This is a genomic window from Gordonia sp. SGD-V-85, from assembly GCF_001456905.1.
Classification (GTDB): Bacteria; Actinomycetota; Actinomycetes; order Mycobacteriales; family Mycobacteriaceae; genus Gordonia; species Gordonia hongkongensis.
Genome location: NZ_LNQO01000003.1, coordinates 223,815 through 241,357, shown reverse-complemented (window position 1 = coordinate 241,357; position 17,543 = coordinate 223,815). Strand labels below are relative to the sequence as shown.

At 65.0% G+C, this 17,543-nt stretch carries 14 protein-coding genes; 10 read left to right on the top strand and 4 right to left on the bottom strand.

The window, feature by feature from the left end; all coding sequences use genetic code 11:
- The first annotated feature begins 35 nt into the window (after positions 1 to 35).
- The 3 genes from AS181_RS04980 (at position 36) to AS181_RS24475 (ending at position 3,263) form a co-directional block, all read left to right on the top strand.
- Positions 36 to 446 carry a very short patch repair endonuclease gene (locus AS181_RS04980; protein ID WP_197414677.1) on the top strand — a complete coding sequence of 137 codons (411 nt, stop codon included), beginning with the start codon at positions 36 to 38 and terminating at the stop codon, positions 444 to 446.
- 349 nt (positions 447 to 795) lie between these two features.
- Complete coding sequence (locus AS181_RS24890) at positions 796 to 1,467, top strand: SLATT domain-containing protein (RefSeq protein WP_175404275.1); 672 nt, start codon at positions 796 to 798, stop codon at positions 1,465 to 1,467.
- 155 nt (positions 1,468 to 1,622) lie between these two features.
- Positions 1,623 to 3,263, top strand: a complete 1,641-nt coding sequence (locus AS181_RS24475; protein ID WP_082652865.1) for a reverse transcriptase domain-containing protein — start codon at positions 1,623 to 1,625, stop codon at positions 3,261 to 3,263.
- A gap of 49 nt (positions 3,264 to 3,312) precedes the next feature.
- Here AS181_RS24475 and AS181_RS04970 read toward each other — a convergent pair whose 3' ends face one another.
- Genes AS181_RS04970 through AS181_RS04960 form a run of 3 tightly spaced genes read right to left on the bottom strand, consistent with a single transcriptional unit; the run spans position 3,313 to position 9,109 of the window.
- Positions 3,313 to 6,657, bottom strand: a complete 3,345-nt coding sequence (locus tag AS181_RS04970) for an ATP-binding protein (RefSeq protein ID WP_058250480.1) — start codon at positions 6,655 to 6,657, stop codon at positions 3,313 to 3,315.
- Positions 6,654 to 7,583, bottom strand: a complete 930-nt coding sequence (locus tag AS181_RS04965; protein WP_058250479.1) for a DUF4194 domain-containing protein — start codon at positions 7,581 to 7,583, stop codon at positions 6,654 to 6,656. The genes AS181_RS04970 and AS181_RS04965 overlap by 4 nt, the downstream gene beginning before the upstream one ends.
- The gene (locus AS181_RS04960) at positions 7,580 to 9,109 is read right to left on the bottom strand and encodes a DUF3375 domain-containing protein (RefSeq protein WP_058250478.1); all 1,530 of its coding nucleotides are present in this window, start codon (positions 9,107 to 9,109) and stop codon (positions 7,580 to 7,582) included. The genes AS181_RS04965 and AS181_RS04960 overlap by 4 nt, the downstream gene beginning before the upstream one ends.
- Positions 9,110 to 9,233: 124 nt before the next feature.
- Between AS181_RS04960 and AS181_RS04955 the strand changes: the two genes are divergently transcribed.
- Complete coding sequence (locus tag AS181_RS04955) at positions 9,234 to 10,349, top strand: alpha/beta hydrolase (RefSeq protein ID WP_058250477.1); 1,116 nt, start codon at positions 9,234 to 9,236, stop codon at positions 10,347 to 10,349.
- 119 nt (positions 10,350 to 10,468) lie between these two features.
- On the opposite strand, the gene AS181_RS04950 is transcribed toward AS181_RS04955, so the two are convergent.
- Positions 10,469 to 11,155 carry a ZIP family metal transporter gene (locus AS181_RS04950; RefSeq protein ID WP_058250476.1) on the bottom strand — a complete coding sequence of 229 codons (687 nt, stop codon included), beginning with the start codon at positions 11,153 to 11,155 and terminating at the stop codon, positions 10,469 to 10,471.
- Positions 11,156 to 11,705: 550 nt separating this feature from the next.
- Here AS181_RS04950 and AS181_RS04945 point away from each other — a divergent pair.
- From AS181_RS04945 to AS181_RS04920, 6 genes are all read left to right on the top strand, one after another.
- Positions 11,706 to 12,230 carry an MSMEG_0572/Sll0783 family nitrogen starvation response protein gene (locus AS181_RS04945; protein WP_004019804.1) on the top strand — a complete coding sequence of 175 codons (525 nt, stop codon included), beginning with the start codon at positions 11,706 to 11,708 and terminating at the stop codon, positions 12,228 to 12,230.
- Positions 12,231 to 12,268: 38 nt separating this feature from the next.
- A complete protein-coding gene (locus AS181_RS04940; protein WP_058250475.1) occupies positions 12,269 to 13,180 on the top strand; it encodes a carbon-nitrogen hydrolase family protein in 912 nt (303 codons plus the stop codon).
- Positions 13,173 to 13,598, top strand: coding sequence for an MSMEG_0570 family nitrogen starvation response protein (locus tag AS181_RS04935; RefSeq protein ID WP_058250474.1), 426 nt, complete (start codon positions 13,173 to 13,175; stop codon positions 13,596 to 13,598). Before AS181_RS04940 ends, AS181_RS04935 begins: the two co-directional genes overlap by 8 nt.
- Positions 13,595 to 14,866 (top strand): MSMEG_0569 family flavin-dependent oxidoreductase, encoded by a 1,272-nt coding sequence (locus AS181_RS04930; protein WP_058250473.1) that lies wholly within the window; start codon positions 13,595 to 13,597, stop codon positions 14,864 to 14,866. The genes AS181_RS04935 and AS181_RS04930 overlap by 4 nt, the downstream gene beginning before the upstream one ends.
- A 174-nt stretch (positions 14,867 to 15,040) precedes the next feature.
- Complete coding sequence (locus AS181_RS04925) at positions 15,041 to 16,096, top strand: MSMEG_0568 family radical SAM protein (protein WP_058250472.1); 1,056 nt, start codon at positions 15,041 to 15,043, stop codon at positions 16,094 to 16,096.
- 1 nt (position 16,097) lies between these two features.
- Entirely contained in the window at positions 16,098 to 17,528 is a 1,431-nt protein-coding gene (locus AS181_RS04920) for an MSMEG_0567/sll0787 family protein (RefSeq protein WP_175404273.1), read from the top strand.
- The last annotated feature ends 15 nt before the right edge of the window (positions 17,529 to 17,543 follow it).

Below are 17,543 nucleotides of genomic sequence, written 5' to 3'. Positions count from 1 at the left end.
CGCTGCTTGGTGTGACCACCAGGTCGTAGCCCTTGATGAATCCCAAGCCACTCGATGAGATCGTGCGACAGCGCATGTCGCGGCAATCCCGTCGCGATACCCAGGTAGAGCTGCAGGTCCGCCGCCGACTCCATGCGGCTGGCCATCGATATCGAGTGGACTACCGACCAGATCGATCGATCCGTTGCCGCGGCGATATCGTCTTCACACGTCGGAAGGTCGTTGTCTTCATCGATGGATGCTTTTGGCACGGGTGCCCGTTGCACGCGACACAGCCGAAGAACAACGCAGACTGGTGGCGCGCCAAACTTGCGAGCAACGCGGACAGGGACCGCCGTCACACGGATGCGCTGGGCGACCTCGGGTGGCAGGTGCTGCGGTTCTGGGAGCACGAGGATCCAGACGATATCTGTCGACGGATCGTCGCTGTAGTGCGCGCGGTCTAGAACAGCTCGTAGTCGACCGCCACGGGTTCAGAACATGGCAAGATCACAGTCCAACCAGCGGACGCACAAGAACCTCGGCCCAGGAGAGAACTTGCTCACCACTACCGTGAAACGATCGGTTCGTCTGAATGAGTCATACATAGTGGCGTTCGAAACTCATTGCGCCATCATAGCGCGCGTAGGTGAGCGTGATAATTGTACGCATATAAACGTTAGAAAGGCATCGCAATACTAAATAGAATCCACAAAATCTACAATTTACAATGCAGCAAATGTTCCGGAGAGGCTCTCGAGAAGTACTTTGAACGGCTTGCGCGTCGGTACGCACCCGATTGAAAGGACAACAATCTTGTTTCGCAATAATACGAAGACGCCAAATTCGAAAGACCGAACCTTAATCATCGACGATAAGGTCGCTCGCGAGCATTTGCTCTCTATCGAACGGCGGGCGTACAAAACCTATCGTGCACGGGAGTCTGCGTCCTCGAGGCTTGGTCGACGCGCCCGGGCTTGGAACTGGGCTATTGTCGCTCTATCAACCGCCACCACCGTTGCCGCAGTCGGGATGCTCACCGACGCTAGTATGTACGGTCCGAACGGGCCAACCTTGCTCGTCTGCGTATCGGTCTTCGCCCTGGTCGTTTCGTTAGCGGCCACGAATATGAATCATTCGGGACGAAGTAGGGATATGTTCTTGAACTATAGAAAGATCCAACGTATCGCGGTCGAGATGGAACAGATGATTACCGAAGAGGTCGTCACGAGGTCGATGGTAGCCGCGATATCCGACCGCTATCAGGAGGTTCTGGACGAGAGTGAGAATCACACGTCGGGGGATTATTGGCGGCACTTTTCTTCAAAACTTGCCAAGGACCAGGCGTTCTACCTCGGCGAAGATGTTTCGCAGTACCTAAGACGGCGGGAGATGCTGCGCGACACGACAGTAACCTCCCTGCCTTACATCACCCTGCTTCTTCCTGCTGCGCTCTTCTTGCCACTCCTCGAAAGCCTGCTGTCCTGACCGTGATAACTCGCACGCAGACGCGGGCACGACACTCGCGTCCACAGTAGACGTCTGGGTGTGATAAGTTCTGCAACCGGGTCCCAAGAGGGGCTAGGCCACCCGCCTGCAACGCAACTCATCTCGGTGAGCCTGCAAGGCGCGAGCGTGCGAGCGTGAGCGCGCGTGAAGCAGCATTTCGAGGCGGGCCAGCCGACAGTAGGGGCCCGGCGATCGCCGGGTCCTTACTGCTGTGTCGAGGAGGTACGGCGTTGGACGAACTTGCCAAGGCGATCGCGGACGCGGCTACGCAGAAGATTCGGGCCTACGAACGCCGACGGAAACAAGCCTACGACGAGACCGTTCGCAGACAGCGGCGGTCTGCAGCAAGTCTGCCTCAGCTCCATGCGCGAGAGCCGCTTCTTTGGGCATTCGACTCGAGTCACAACCCGTTCCATGTAAGAGCTCGATCTGCAGCCATCGGTCATTCAATCTTCTCCTCAATTCAGAGGGGCACTTATTCTCCTCTACCTCCAGCCGGCTTTAGCATCCCGAAGCCTGGTGGGAAGTCACGCGTAGTAACGGCATTCGCGATAGCCGATGAGGTCGTATCCAAGCGGCTCTACAACTCATTGATGAACAAGAACCGTGCTCGACTGAGTGCGAGATCTTACGCTTACCGTAAAGACCTCGGAGTGCACGACGCCATCTCGCATATCAGAACAGAGTGGTCCGATGAGCATCGGCTCTATCTCGCCCAGTACGATTTCGCCGATTACTTCGGATCGGTCGATCACGATCACGTTTGGGCGACTATTTCCGATATCGGGCTTTCGATCACCCGCTCAGAACGCAAGATCCTTCGAGCGTTTATGGTTGCCCCGAAACCTACACCGCTTCCGGGGCTGCTGCCGGCATCCGTGAATCCGCGCAGTAGGGGGATACACCAAGGTACAACTATCAGTCTGCTGCTCGCAAATATTGCAGCAACACCTCTCGACCGCGAATTCGAGCGACTTGGTGTGTCCTTCACTAGATACGCCGACGATATCGTAATCTGGAGTCGCGACTATAGCAACTTGAGTCGCGCAGTCGAAGAGTTGCACCGATTTTCCGATCGAAGCCGATGCGGCATCAATCATTCGAAGAGTCGTGGTATTAATCTGCTCACCGTTCCTGACACGGCAGCCGCGGAAATCCGGACAATTCACTCGGCGGATTTTCTGAGCCAGACCGTAGCGTTGCGCACTGTCTCTTTGTCGGAACGCGCGCTTTCAACTGCGAAGAAGACCATCAACGAGTACGTATACAACCACTTGTTGCGTGAACCGATTCGAGGATCGCAGGACCTTCGTCGCTTGGACGGGGGCCTCGATCGAGACTATCTGGCCCTGCTTTGGCAGCTCCGTCGCTACTTATACGGCAGTCTCAGCGAAGAGCAGCTTCGAAGGCTGCTCAGGGGTCCGCTCCCCCCTATGATGTCCCTCGGCGGCTTACTTGGGCGACACCCACTGGTCGACGACATCGATCAGCTCAAAGAACTTGATTCCTGGATCGCGACTCAAGTTTGGCTTGCGCTTCGGAAGCGCGCTCGGCTTCTGGCCGGGTCGCCTGGATTGCGGAAGTTGCCTGCTCCTTGGGGATACAGCCAGTCGCAACTATTAACGTTCAAGCCGGTGTCAACACGGGGACTACGCTCTACTGTCGACGGGCGTTTGCCTAGCAGCGTGCGAATGTCGGAGTTAGTTAGGCGAGGCGTTCGTGCACATGGCCTTCGGGTGGCTACACATTTGGGTTCAGCGTATAACTGGAACTAATCTCAGGGATGTTTTATCGGCGATCTGCTGGCGAGGGTGAATCTGTTGGTCAGACCACAAACTGACTCCCCGACCGCCTCAACTCAGAGAACGCCTTGATCCCCGTCGACGTAGCGGTAGCAATCGGTCGCAACTCAGGCCCAGCCTCGGTCTTCGACACCATCACCACGTTGTCTACGTATGGCTGGATCGTGCTGGTGTTCTGCACGGTGGCGACGATGATCAGCTGGAACCCGAACTTCCGGAACGCCGACAACGCCTGCTGGGCGAACTGCGGGTCGGACTTGGAGAAGGCTTCGTCGAGCATCAACTGGGCGAAGATGGGCCGGTTGTCATTGCCGTGCGGGCTGGCGAGGTTGAAGCTCAGTGCGCCGGCGAGACAGAACGCCATCAGCTTCTCCTGCTCGCCGCCGGAGTTGTCGCCGGCGTTGGAGTAGGTGCGGATGGTCTCCCCCGACTCGGCGTCGTGCTCCTCGCAGTAGAAGTCGAACCGGTTGCGGACGTCGAGGGCGTCGCGCGTCCACTGGCGGTCCTCCGGGGTGTTGCCGGCGAGGCGTTCGCGCAGCAGCAAGATGTCGGAGTACTGCTCGAGGATCGCCTGCTCGTCGCCGAAGCTGACAGCGGTCGCGCGGTTGGAGATCTGGCGAGCCTTCTCGGTGAGCTCCTCGACGGCGGCGAGCTTCTTACGGCCCGGGCGTAGCCGCAGGCGGGTGCCGCGGTTGAACGCGACCGCGCCGAGGCCGGTGTTGACGCGTTCGATCTGCTCGACGATGCGTCGTTCCTCGGCGTCGGCGGCCATGTGCAGACCGAGGATCGCGCCCGGCGCCTGCTCGGTGATCAGACGGCGCATCCGCTCGTAGGCGGCGGGCAACTCGCGCTCGTCGATGCGCCGGCAGACGGCGACGTAGTCGTGCAGACGTTCGTCGAAGTCGTCGCTGTCGTTCGGGATGGCGTCCGGGAACTCCTCGTCGTAGGTGTCGAGGATGCGGGCCAGCTCGTCGCGGGAGCGCCGGGCATCCGACCGCATCCGGTCGCGCTCACGGCTCGCGGCCTTGACGATCTCCTGGCGGTACGGCTCCGGGTTGAGCACGTCGAGCGTCGCCGAGAGGTCCTCGCGGAAACCGTCGAGGGTCTTCTCCGCCTGGGCGGGAACGTCTTCAGGCTTCAGCCGGTCGATGAGGTCGAGAAGCTGGGTACGGCGAGAGTCCTGGCGGGCGATCTTGTCCTTGACCAGCGCGGCCTGCGAAATCGCGTTGCGGACCTGCTCCCAGAGGTCTTCAGCCTTGCGCTGGAGGGCTTCGACGTCGGGATTCTCCTCGATCAGCAGGTCGTACTGGTCGGTGAGCTGGTCGACCCGGTCATCGACAGAATCGACGTCGATCTCGTTCCACTGCGTGAACTGCTCGCACACACGGCGATACGCGTCGCGGCGTCGTTCCTTGGCGCTGCGCTCACGATCGAGCTCGGCGCAATCCTGACGGGCATCCTCGAACGCCCGCTCCTCGTACTCGAGTTCGTCACGCAACGCGGCGATCTTCGAGGCGACGTCGCCAACGAAGATGTACTGCGACCGGCGGAGCTGTTGGCGGTCGTCCTTGACCGCGAGCTTCGCCGAGTCCTTGCGCAGACCCTGGTCGGTGACGGCCTTGGCGTGCTGGGAGAACTCGCCGGGACTGTCCACGCACATGTGGTTGCCCAGCTTCGACAGCACCGTCATCGCCTCGGCGGCACACGGGTGCGACGCATCGACGGGACGCAGCTTCGAGGCCAAGGTTCCCGGCTCCAGAACCGGCATCGGGCGAGAGTCGGCCTGGTGCAGCTGGATACGACCGCGCATGTCGTGCGAGTTCACGAACCGCAGGGCCGCGCGGAAGTGCTTGTCCGGCACCAGTAGTCGCAGGCCGACGTTGCGCAGCACCTTCTCGACGGCCAGACGCCAGCGCTCTTCGTCGGGATCGAGTTCGACGAGCTCGGCGACGTACTTCAGTTCGGACTCGTCGATCTGGAGTCCATGGGCGATGGCGCGGCGCATCTCGTGCTCGGTGCGCGGCAGTGCGGAGCCAGCGTTCTCGACGCGGCCGAGCTCTTCCATCGCGGCGTCGCGGCGGGTCCGCGCGGCGACCTCGCTGGCCAGGGCCTCGGCATAGTGGGCGCGACCGGCGTCGAGCTGGCCGTCGATCTTGGCGGCCTCCTCAGTGAGTTCCTCGCGCAGCAGCCAGAACCCCTCGGCCCGCGTGGGCGGGGTGAAGCCGAGCGCGGAAACCTTGTCCTCGTACGCGTTGCGTCGGGCGGTGACCTCGGTGCTGAGTTTCTGTGCGCCGCCGAGCTGTTCGCGCAGCGGGGCGAGGTCGCCGGTGGAGGTGGCGATCCGGGACAGCAGCAAGCTGTGGTCCTGGCGGAGCTGGTCGTGCTGGGTGGTCAACGCGGCGAGATCGCCGTCGAGGCGGGTGATCTGGTCGTCCAGGTCGGCGACCTCGGGCTGGGCATTGTGGATCCGCAGGTTGTTGACGTAGCTGCGGATGGTGGTGTTGTCGATGGTGTCGAGGACGGAGAAGGTGGCCGCCTCCCCCGCGTACCGCTCCTGCACCTCCTCGATGTTGCCGAGGATGGTGCGCTTGCGGCGCGCGACGTCGAGCAGTTCACGCGCTTCGACGAGCGGATCGATCTGGTCGAGGGCGTCGGCGATCCCGACGATGCTGGTCGGGGCGTCGAGCATGAACTCCCGCACGAACTGCGCGAGACCGCCGACGCTCTTGAGCGACTTGGCCTTTCCGAGGAGCTGCTGCGCGGCGTCGGAGCCGCGGATCCCGATGAGCGAGTAAAGCGTCGAGAGGTACTTGCCCTCGCCGGGTCCGCCGCGCCAGCCGCGGTCGCGGAACTTGGCCGAGTTGTAGTTGTTGGCGGCCCACTCGTTGCAGGCCTCGACGATGTCGGCGTCGCCGTCGTAGATGAAGTACGAACTGTGGGCGTCGGTCATCTTGCCGGCGGCAAGCCATTTCAATACCAGGCCGGTGATGGCCTCGCCGGAACTGGAGGTGTACGTGACCGCGATGGCCGCCCATGCCGGGCCGGTGCCACGCAGGTACATGATCTCGCGGTGGGCGTTGGTGCCGTCGCGTCGCTCACCCCACGCGCCGCGCACGTACTTGCCGACCGTGCGCTTGCCACTGGAGGATCCGGCCGCCGTCGCATCGCCCGAGGCGTTGAAGTTGCGCCGATGATCCGGCAGGAACGCCAGCGAAATCGCGTCGAGCAACGACGACTTACCGCTACCCGACGATCCGGTGATCAGAGAACCGTTGGGACTGAACGGGATCGAGTGATACCCGTCGAACACGCCCCAGTTGATCAGCTGCAACCGGGACAGGTGGTACTGGTCGACCTGCCCGCTCACCAATCGTCTCCTTCGTCGTTCTCGCCGTAGGCTCCGTCGAGGTCGGCCGCGTCGTCGTCGCGTTCCGCAGGCTCGTCGGCGAGGTCCTCCGGTGGCACTTCCCCGGTGTCACCGGATCCGATGAACTGCTCGAATTGCCTTTGTAGGTCAGTGATCACCGACGCCGTCATCACCGCAGAGATCACCGGGCTGACGATGAAGGTGTCGGCGTCGTCGCGCTGCTTGCGGAGGAACTCGAGCTCCTCCATCTTGTCCAGGGCGCGTTCGATGCGCGTGTCGAAGAGTGCGAGGTCGCGGTCGATGGTGTTGGTGACGCCGGCGAAGAGCTCGTGGATCTCTTCGCGGGTGATCAGCACGGGCTCGTCGCGAGCGGCGCGCACGTACTTGGCCAGGTGCAACGCCAAGATGGCGTCGTAGGTGTGAATCGTCTCGCGCTTGAGGATCTTTCGGCCCCACCGGGAGTCGTAACCGGCCTGCTCGACGAAGGCGACCTGCAGTTCGTCGACGATGCGCAGCCGGAGGTCGAGTTCGGAGAGGCGACCGCGCAGCACGTCCTGATACTCGGCCACCCACGACCACAGCTGCGGCTGTCGGTCGCCGCTGATGTAGCGGCGGGTCAACAGGTTCTGCAGCGCCCAGCACGCGCGGTCGGGCAGCTCACTGACGTCGCCGTCGAAGCGGGGTGCGTTCGGCGTGTGGGTCGCCGCGCGGTTCGCGACGGTGGGCAGGTCGTCGAAGCCGGCGAATTCGTCGGGGGTCGTGGGGGTGCCCTTCGTGGCTCGCTCCGCTCGCACCTCAGGGGGCAGAGAATCGGCGTCGGTCGCAGGGTCGGATTCGGGACCCTTCGTGGCTCGCTGCGCTCGCACCTCAGGGAGCGGGGGTGGAGTCTCGCCGGAGCCGGGGTTGGTCTCGTCGGTGGTGGTCATTCGGCGTCGACCTCCGCAGTCGGAATCGGTTCGGTGAAGGTCAGGTCGGGTACCTCGATGGCGTGGTCGTCGCCGATGAGCGACCGAAAGCGGACGGTGGTCATCGGTACCTTGTCCCCTGCCGCTTGCTGTTTCTGGGCCTGTTGTTTCTGGGCCCACGACCACAGGACGATGACGTGCGCGAGGTACGGCTCCTCGAGTCCGTCGATGACGTCGGCGAGGGCGACCGGTCCGGCGGCGACCGCTGCATTCACGGTGTCCGTTAGTTCGGTGGTGTCGACCTGACCGGACAGCGAGGCGAACGAGGTGAGGTCGGCGTCGAGAGTGGCCGGGAGCGCGGGTGCGGGCGGGACGTGTTCGCGGATCTCGAAGGCGAGTCGGCCGATCGAGTTCACCGTCGGCGCGGCCAGGGGCAGCTCGTAGCCGATCCGACGGTCGGCCAGGGACGTCTTGAGCAGCTCGTTGGCGGTGGCCAGGGCGTCGTTGAGCTGGCGGGCGAGACCGCGGCTCTGCTCAAGCGTTCCAGACGCGACGAAGCGTCGGATACGGCGTGCACACCGCTGCCGGGTGCGGCCGACCTCGGCCATCTGCTGGGTCACCAGGCCGAAGAAGTTGTCCATCACCGACCGCAGGCCCGCGTCCATGCTCGGGAAGCTGGCGATGATCGTCTCGATGTCGGACTTCAGGCGCGCGCGACGCTCCGGATCCTGAATCAGGTGCGAGAACGCCTGGTACGACGCGGACTGCGGCGAGTCGAGGAGCGCCTCGTAGTCGTCGAAGAGCTGTCGCTGACGGTCGCGGTAGGCGAGGTCGGAGTCGCCGGGGTCGTCGAGCAGCGCGGTGGTGATGCGGTCGAGCATCGTGCCGTACTGGCCGATGTCGGAGATGATCTGCTCCATCTGGTAGCCGATGGTCCGGGCGGCGTCCTCGGCCACGCGCAGGTCGACCGGGGGGCGTCGGCCGGCGTCGAGGTCGGCGAGTTCGGCGTCGAGGTCTGACATCTGCGCCTCGATCTCCAAACGGATCTGGTCCGGGTCGTTGCTGACCTGACCGGCGACGCGTCGGAGCTCGGCGGCGATACCGGTGATGGATCCGCCGGTGGCGATCGAATCCTCGCGACGCTGACGTCGCATGAAGTCCAGGACCGATCGTGCCTCGCTGGTCAGGTGGCACAGGTTGGGGGCGTGCGGGTCGGTCGTGTCGGTGACGCGGTGCAGCCAGCCCTGCCGAGCCCAGAGTTTGACCAGCTCGAGGCCGGTGGCCTGATCGGTGAGGTCGAGGTCGGCGAGGTCGCGGTCGAGGCGCACCGTCAGCTCGGTCTCGGACAGTTTGGCGCCGTAGTCGAGGTGCCGTTCCATCAAGGTGACGTAGAGAGCCGAGTTGGTGGCCGCGAAGAGTCGTCCCACCGCCGACTTCTGGATCGAGCGGTTCGATTCCCACGCGTCGGCCAGCGTGAGCTGCACGGACTCGGCGCCGCTCGACGTGCCGGGGGCCTCGACCGGAGCCGGGAAGGCTGAGAACTCCATCGCCGCCTCACGGGGATCTCGGGGACTAGAGGACCCGGGTAGTCTGCCACGCCTGGCGGCTGCCGCCCCACCCGGTGGGTCGCGTGTCCAGCCGGGCCTGGGCGCTCTCGTTACCCTGGGCGGCATGGTGATGGCTGATCGTCCGGAGGTCCAGACCGCGTCGGCGCCGGTGACCGCGCTGACCGTCGTCGGACTCGCGCAGAGCATGATCAACGGCCTCGCGAGGGTGCCGTTCCGCAAGCCATGGTCGGGCCCGTCGGGGCTGCTCGACAACCTCGGCCAGTCCGTCACCCGCCAGACCATCCGCGCGTTCATGGGCTACTCGATGGGACTGCCGATCGAGGAGTTCCGGTCGATGGAGAAGATCCTCGACGACGTGTGCCGCGTCGTGATGCCGCCCTTCGTCGAGTTGACCGACGGCGTCGAACTCACCGACGACATCGTCGGCGGCGTGCCCGGGCTGTGGTGTCGCGCCAAGGCGAGTTCCGACGCGTTCGTCGACGATTGTGACGACAAGCAGGAGATCGGCGCCACCATCCTGTACCTCCACGGCGGCGGGTACATCGGTACGTCGCCGATGATGTACTCGGCGTTCGCGTCGTCACTTGTGCGGATCTCCGGCCACGAGGTGTTCATCGCCGACTATCGGATGGCGCCCGAATTCCCGTTCCCCGCAGGCGTTCACGACGCCGCCGACGTCTATCGCGGACTTCTCGGACGCGGCGTCGACCCGGAACACATCATCGTCGCCGGCGACTCCGGTGGCGGTGGGCTCGCGGCGTCGTTGGTGGCCTACCTTCGGGACCACGACCTGCCGCGTCCAGGCGCTTTGGCGTTGTTCTCCCCCGAGATCGACCTTGACCTCGACCACCCGTCGATCACCGACAACGCGCCCTACGACATCCTCCCTTGGAGCATCCCGGTCACGCCGTACCTGCACGGCGTCCAGCCGAACGATGCGCGAGTGTCGCCGGTCAACGCTGAACCCGACCCGTCGTGGTTCCCGCCGACCTTCGTCTGCTGGGGCGGCAGCGAGATGTTCCGCGACGGCATACGCGACTTCGCGGCACGGCTCGAGGCGTCGGAAGTGCCCACGCACGCCATCGAAGAACCCGGCATGTTCCACGTCTTCCCCATCCTCATGCCGTGGGCCGAAGCGTCGAAGCGGGTGTTCCGGGCGTTGTCGGAGTTGGCTGATGGGCATGTCGAAGGAGACCCTGGGGCTGCGCAGACGCACTGAGGGGTTGGGTGTTGCGATTTGAAGGTGTGGTTGCGGGACCCTTCGTGACGGCCCTCCGCAAGCTCCGGGCCTCCTCAGGGAGCATGGGGTGCGCCGTCCGCAGGGAGTGGTGGGAGCGTTCAGCCGAGGACGAACGCAAGCAGGAACCCCGCTGCGGTCGCGAGACCGATCCACCAGCCGCCCTCGCGGTAGGCCTCTGGCATCAGCGAGTTCGCGAGGACACCGAGCGTCGCGCCGCCGGCGAAGGCCTGGACGAGGCTGATCGCGGTCGGCGAGATGGTGTCCGCCACCGCATAGCCGCCGACTGTGACCGCCACCAGGACGACGGCGGTGAACACCCACATCGCCAGCGCCGAGCCGATCGAGGCGTCGTGCTCGCGGCGCATCAACGACGCACCGCTCACCGCTTCCGGAACATTGCCGACGGCAATGGCCACCACCAGCACGAGCGAACCGCCCGCGGTCAGTGAGACGCCCAGCGCAGTGTTCTCCGGCACGCCGTCGAGGAAGACGCCGATCATCAATGCGGGACCGATCGCAGACGACCCGAGCTTGGTCTCGACAAGTCGATCGGCGACGACGTAAACCGCGGTCCCGGAGAACAGCGCGAGCGCTGCCACAGCCGTGCCGGCCTGACTGAAGGCGGGTTCGAAGAGTTCGGTTGAGACTGCCGCGATCATCGTGCCCGCGCCGAACGCCATCAGCGTCGCCAAGATCGGATTCGGCAGGTTCCAGCGCAGACCGATCGCCGCACCGACCGCGATGGGGATGGCGGTCGCGAGCCCGTACAGAACTGCAGTGAGCATGAGGACAAGGGTGCTCCGTCACGCGGGTGATCGCGAGTGTCGCGCGCAGGGGGTTCGGTGGGTGGTTGCGGGGACCCTTCGTGACGGCCCTCCGCAGGCTCTGGGCCTCCTCAGGGAGCAGTTGGTGGTTGCTCTCACAGGAGGGAGCAAGAGCAGATCAAGGATCTGCAATCCAACAGGTCACAGAATTGCGGATACCTCGATGGACCCGGTCTCGACGGCAGGGATACACTGGGTCTCGTCCGACGAACCGGTCAGACCCCCGACCCGACCGGTTCGTCGGATATTTTTGTGCCCACATCGTCGGGCGCGTGTCGGTCGACCGACCAGGGTCGTGTTACACGGATCGGCAGTTTCTTTATTCCGCCGGAAACCATTCGGTAATCGACGACGAGTGAACTGTGTGTCGTAGCAAGTAGTCGCTACTCGATGAGACCGGATCTTCGGTCGAACCACTTCAGGGCAATGATGCCCGACCCACCCTCGCACGTCGAACCGCCCCCGCGGCTCGACCACCTGCAGACACCGTCTCGCCATCCCAGGAGCTCTTGTGCCTTCTTTCGACGAAACCATCACCGAGAACATCGCCGCATCGCTGGCGGAGATCCCGCACCCCTCACTTCCCAAGGGCTCCAACATCTATGGCGGCACCAAGATCTTCCCGGACTATCAGGCGGAGAACGGTGAGTCGTACTTCACGCTCGTGCACGGCATCGCGCACGAGTCGTCGGTGTCGTTCGTCGCCGTCCTGCAGGCCACCCGCGCCCTCCGCAAGGGCTTCGAGTCGGCCATGTACTTCTACGGACCTGGCGCCATCAATTGCCTTGCCACCCGGGGCTTCCCGACGACGGGCGACTCCGGCTTTCCCGGTGAGCAGAACATCAACAACTCCCTCGAGACCTTCATCTCCGAAGGCGGCACCGTGTTCTGCTGCCGCTTCGGCCTCGCCCTGCACGGCGGACGTGAAGAGGACCTCATCGAAGGCGTCATTCCCGCGCACCCGCTCGACGTCCAAGACGCACTCATCCACTACGCACGCAAGGGCGCGATCATCAACTCGACCTACATGGTCTGACCCACAGCAGCTTCCGACAACCACCTCTTGGGAATCACATGACCACCATCGGAACCGTCGCGGCCAACTTCACCCGCGATCTCGAGCAGAACTACGCGACGATCGAACAGTATGTCGCCGAAGCACGGACGCGGGGCGTCGACTTCCTGGTGTTCCCGGAGGCGGCGATCGGCGGATACCTCTCGTCTTTGGGTAACCACGGCGACACGCAGAAGAACAGCGCCCGGTCGTTGCCGCCGGCGATCTCCCTCGACGGACCCGAGATCGCTCGGGTGCAGTCCATCGTCGGAGATCTCGTGGTGGCGATCGGGTTCTGCGAACTCGGCGAGGACGGCGAGACCCGCTACAACGCGGCCGCCGTCCTCGACGGCAACCGCATCTACGGCAGCTACCGGAAAGTGCATCAGCCGCTCGGCGAGAACATGTCGTACTCGTCGGGCACGGGGTACGACGTCTTCGACACCCCCGTCGGCCGGATCGGCCTCCAGATCTGTTACGACAAGGCCTTTCCCGAGGCCGCCCGGATCATGGCGCTCAAAGGCGCCGAGATCATCGCCAGCCTGTCCGCATGGCCGGCGGCACGCACTGCGACGGCGGAAAACCTCCAAGAAGACCGCTGGACCTACCGGTTCAACCTCTTCGACACCGCGCGTGCCCTGGAGAATCAGGTGTTCTGGGTCGCGGCCAACCAGAGCGGCACCTTCGGGTCGCTGCGCTACGTGGGCAACGCCAAGATCGTCGATCCCGGTGGGAACATCCTCGACACAACACTTCTCGGGAGCGGCCTGGCCGTTGCGGAGGTCGACATCGCCGAAAGCTTCACCGCCATGCGGGCCGGGATGTTCCACCTGCGGGATCGTCGGCCCGAGGTGTACGGGATGCTCGTCGAGGCTGATACCGACCCCGACGCGTCGGCGGCCTTCGCATGGCGGGACCTCGCCCATGCCTGAGATGACCGTCCAGGTGCGCTGGCCCGACGGCCGGCTTCGCCAGTACTACTCCCCCAGCCTCGTACTGCACGACCACCTCGCGCCGGGTACGTACCGCGTCGACGACTTCCGATCGCGGGCCACCACCGCGCTCGACGAGGCCAGCGCGCGGGTTCGTGCCAAGTACGGCTTCGCCTGCACGTCTGCAGCGGCGTCGGCGGAGGAGATCGCTCTCGATGCGGCTCGGCATGCGGATTTCGCTGAGGTCGAGGTGGTGTCGATGTACCCGCCGTTGCCGGGTGCGGACGTGGCTTCGACACGGGGCGTCGCTTCGCTCCGGCCCGGCTCAACCAGCGGGAAGGGTGCTGAGGTGGCTTCGACTCGGGGCGTCGCTTCGCTCCGGCCCGGCTCAACCAGCAGTGATGAGGAGCTGTCATGAACGCACATGTGCCGGTCGTCGTCATCGGCGGCGGACAAGCCGGTCTCTCGGTGAGTTGGTACCTCGGGCAGGCTGGCGTCGAACATCTCGTCGTCGAAGCCGACACCGCGGTTCATGCATGGGCCGATAAGCGGTGGGACAACTTCACTCTCGTCACGCCGAACTGGCACTGCAAGCTCCCTGGATACACCTACGACGGCCCACACCCGGACGGATTCATGACCCGCGACGAGGTCGTGGAGTGGCTGCACGGGTGGCTCCAGACCTTCGAACCACCTCTCGTCGAACACACGAAAGTCACTCGACTGCAACGGCTGTCCGGTGATCGATTCGAGTTGACCCTCGAAGGTCCAGACGGTATGCGGTCGCTCACCTGCGACCAGGCCGTCATCGCGACCGGCGGATATCCCCTGCCGGTGGTGCCACCGTTCGCATCGTCGTTGGATCCGGCCGTGCACCAGGTGCACTCCGAGGAGTACTTCAACCCCGAGCAACTACCCGACGGCGCTGTGCTGGTCGTCGGGTCCGGGCAGTCGGGCACGCAGATCGCAGAGGATCTGCACCTTGCCGGGAGGCAGGTGCATCTCGCGATCGGAAACGCGCCGCGGGTCGCTCGCTTCTATCGCGGCCGCGATTGCATGACGTGGCTGTCGGACATGGGTCTCTACGACACGCCGACCCAGGAGTACCCCGGCGGACGGGCCGCGCAGGAGAAGACGAACCACTACGTCACCGGCCGCGACGGTGGCCGCGACATCGACCTCCGGCGCTTTGCTACCGAGGGAATGAAGCTGTACGGCGTGCTCAGTGACGGTAAGGACTCGACGCTGAGGTTCGCGCCGACGCTCACGGCCGCGCTCGACCGGGCCGACGCGGTGTACAACTCGATCTGCGGTGACATCGACCGACACATCGAGAAACTGGGCATCGACGCGCCAGAGGCATCGCGGTACGAGCCGGTGTGGGCTCCCGAGGTCGATCCGACCGAACTCGATTTCGCGGCCGAAGGCGTCACCTCGATCATCTGGGCCATCGGCTACCGACCCGACTACCGGTGGATCGAGGCCAGCGCCTTCGACGGCGGTGGCCGGCCGATGCAGACCCGCGGGATCACCCAAGTCCCCGGGCTCAGCTTCGTCGGGTTGCCGTGGATGCACACCTGGGGGTCGGGGCGGTTCCTTGGTATCGATCGCGATGCGAGGTATGTGGCTGAGCATGTTGTTGGATCGGTTCGTGGTGGACGCGCGCAGTTGGTTGTTGCGCAGTAGGTTTGGGGTTCTGTGGGCACCGGGGTTGCGTTGTGGAGGACGGTCACCAGGTGGCTTCGACACGACGCCTCGCTTCGCTCGGAGTCGGCTCAACCAGCGGAGGAACATACGAGCCCTTCGAGGCTCGTCGCTATCGCTCCTCGCACCTCAGGGAGCAAAGGATAAGGAGTACCCATGACGGTATCCACACGAGTTGACCTGGCGTTGCTCGGTATTCGCGGGGAGCCGCCGGTGCAGCGCACCGGCGGGGCGGGGCCCAGCGACGACGGCCACCTCATGGTCGACGGGTTGCATGCCGCGATCCCGCGGAACCCGCAGAGTGCGTTCGTCTTCGACGGTGATCGCGTGCTGTACGACGGCGCCGACATCGGTGTCGAGGTCAGCGCGATCGGACGTCCCCGGTTCTACGACCTGCAGACCGCGGACGGGGTAAGCTACGAGAAGATCGCTCGCCTGCACGGTCGGAATGTTCTGGCGACAACAGTTCTGCAGACCTGTATCCGCTACGCCGAGGACCAGCGGTGCCGGTTCTGTTCGATCGAGGAGTCGCTGAAGTCCGGCTCGACGATTGCGGTGAAGAAGCCCGAGCAACTCGCCGAAGTCGCCCGTGCGGCTGTCGATCTCGACGGCGTGACCAACATGGTCATGACCACTGGCACCAGCGGTGGACGCGACCGCGGGGCGTGTCATCTCGCCCGGTGCGTCCGAGCGATCAAGGCGGCCGTGCCGGAACTACCGATCCAGGTCCAGTGCGAACCACCCGCCGATCTGACCGTCCTGACCGAACTCCGCGAGGCCGGTGCGGACGCCATCGGTATCCACGTCGAATCCCTCGACGACGACGTGCGGCGTCGCTGGATGCCCGGCAAGTCGACGGTACCGATGTCGGAGTACCGGGCGGCGTGGGCCGAGGCGGTCCGGGTGTTCGGGCGCAACCAGGTGTCGACCTACCTGCTCGTCGGTCTCGGCGAGGACACCGACGAGATGATCGCCGGCGCCAAGGAACTCGCCGACATGGGCGTGTACCCCTTCATCGTGCCGTTCCGGCGTCACGCCGGGACCCTCGCCGTCGACGTCGACAACGCCCCGGCACCCGACCCCGCGATCGTCGAGAAGATCACCCGTGAGGTGGCCGGACATCTGAGTTTCATCGGGATGTCCGGGTCGGACCAGCGAGCGGGATGCGCGGCCTGCGGTGCCTGTAGTGTCCTGCCGACGGTCGGAGGCTGACGTGCTGTCACGGGGCGAGCTGTCGATCCTGTCCGGGCTGCCGCGCACGACGCCGCGGTCGGAGTTCCTGATCACCGTCGCTAACAGCCCGCGAGAACATGCGGCGTATCGCGTGCTGCGGCACCGCGAATTCGTCGATCGGCAGGCGCTTTTCGACCGCACCGACGTCGATGACATCGACGACGACCCGCGCACCACCGTCCTGATCGCGACACTGCCCGACGGGACTATCGCGGGTGGCGTGCGAATCGCCCCCACGCCGTGGGCGGGGTCCGAGCACACCGACATCGGATGGTGGTTTGGGTCGCGGCTCGTCGTCGCCGACCCTGGCCTGGCAGCCGGGATCGGGCCGGCACTCGTGCGGGCGGCGTGCGCGCACGTCGAACAACTGGGCGCCCTGCGGTTCGACGCCACCGTCCAGGATCGGTACGTACCGATGTTCTCGAGGCTCGGCTGGCAGGACCGCGGGCCAGGCCCGGTGATCAATGAGCGGTCGCATCGGGAGATGGGCTACCCACTCAACCGAATTCAACGCACAGTCGACGGGACGAAAGCGGTTCTCGCCGAGGCACTCGCGCCGTTCGCAGACCAACCGGGCGGTCTCGGTGCTACCGGATTCCGCGGAGACGACGGCGTACCGCTGCCCGGCACCGACGTGATCGCGGCCTGTGACGCGATCATCCCGTCGATGATCGAACGCGATCCGGAGTGGGCCGGTTGGTGTTCGGTGCTCGTCAACCTCAACGACCTCAGCGCGATGGGGGCTCGGCCGCTCGGTCTCCTCGACGCCGTCGGCGCGCCCACGACATCGCATCTGACCCGCATCATCCGCGGGATAGGCTCGGCCGCGGAGGCATGGCGCACACCCGTGCTCGGCGGTCACACGCAGGTCGGGGTCCCGTCTGCGCTGTCGGTGACCGCGCTGGGCACGACGCCCAGTCCCCTGCCCGCGGGCGGTGGCCGGGTCGGCGACACCGTCACCCTGCACGCGGATCTCGGCGGCTCCTGGCGACCCGGATATCACGACCGGCAGTGGGACTCGACGAGTTCGCGCAGCAGCGACGAACTGTGCGCCATGACATCCCATCTCGCAACGGTGCGTCCCGCGTCGGCCAAGGACGTCAGCATGGCCGGGATCGCCGGCACGCTCGGCATGCTCGCCGAAGCGTCGGGAACCGGTGCAGAGGTGGACGTGACGGCAGTGCCGCGACCCGGCGACGCGTCGATGGGTGCGTGGCTCACCTGCTTCCCGGGCTACGCGATGCTGAGCACCGACCGCGCCGGCACCCGACGCACTGTGCCCACTCCCGCTCCGGTGACGACCGCCGATTGCGGCCGGCTGACCGCCTCACCGGGCGTGCGGCTGCGGTGGCCCGACGGCGAGACGACTGTCGCCGTCGCGTCGACGGTCACCGGACTAGGCGTCGCATGATTCCCCAGCGACCCG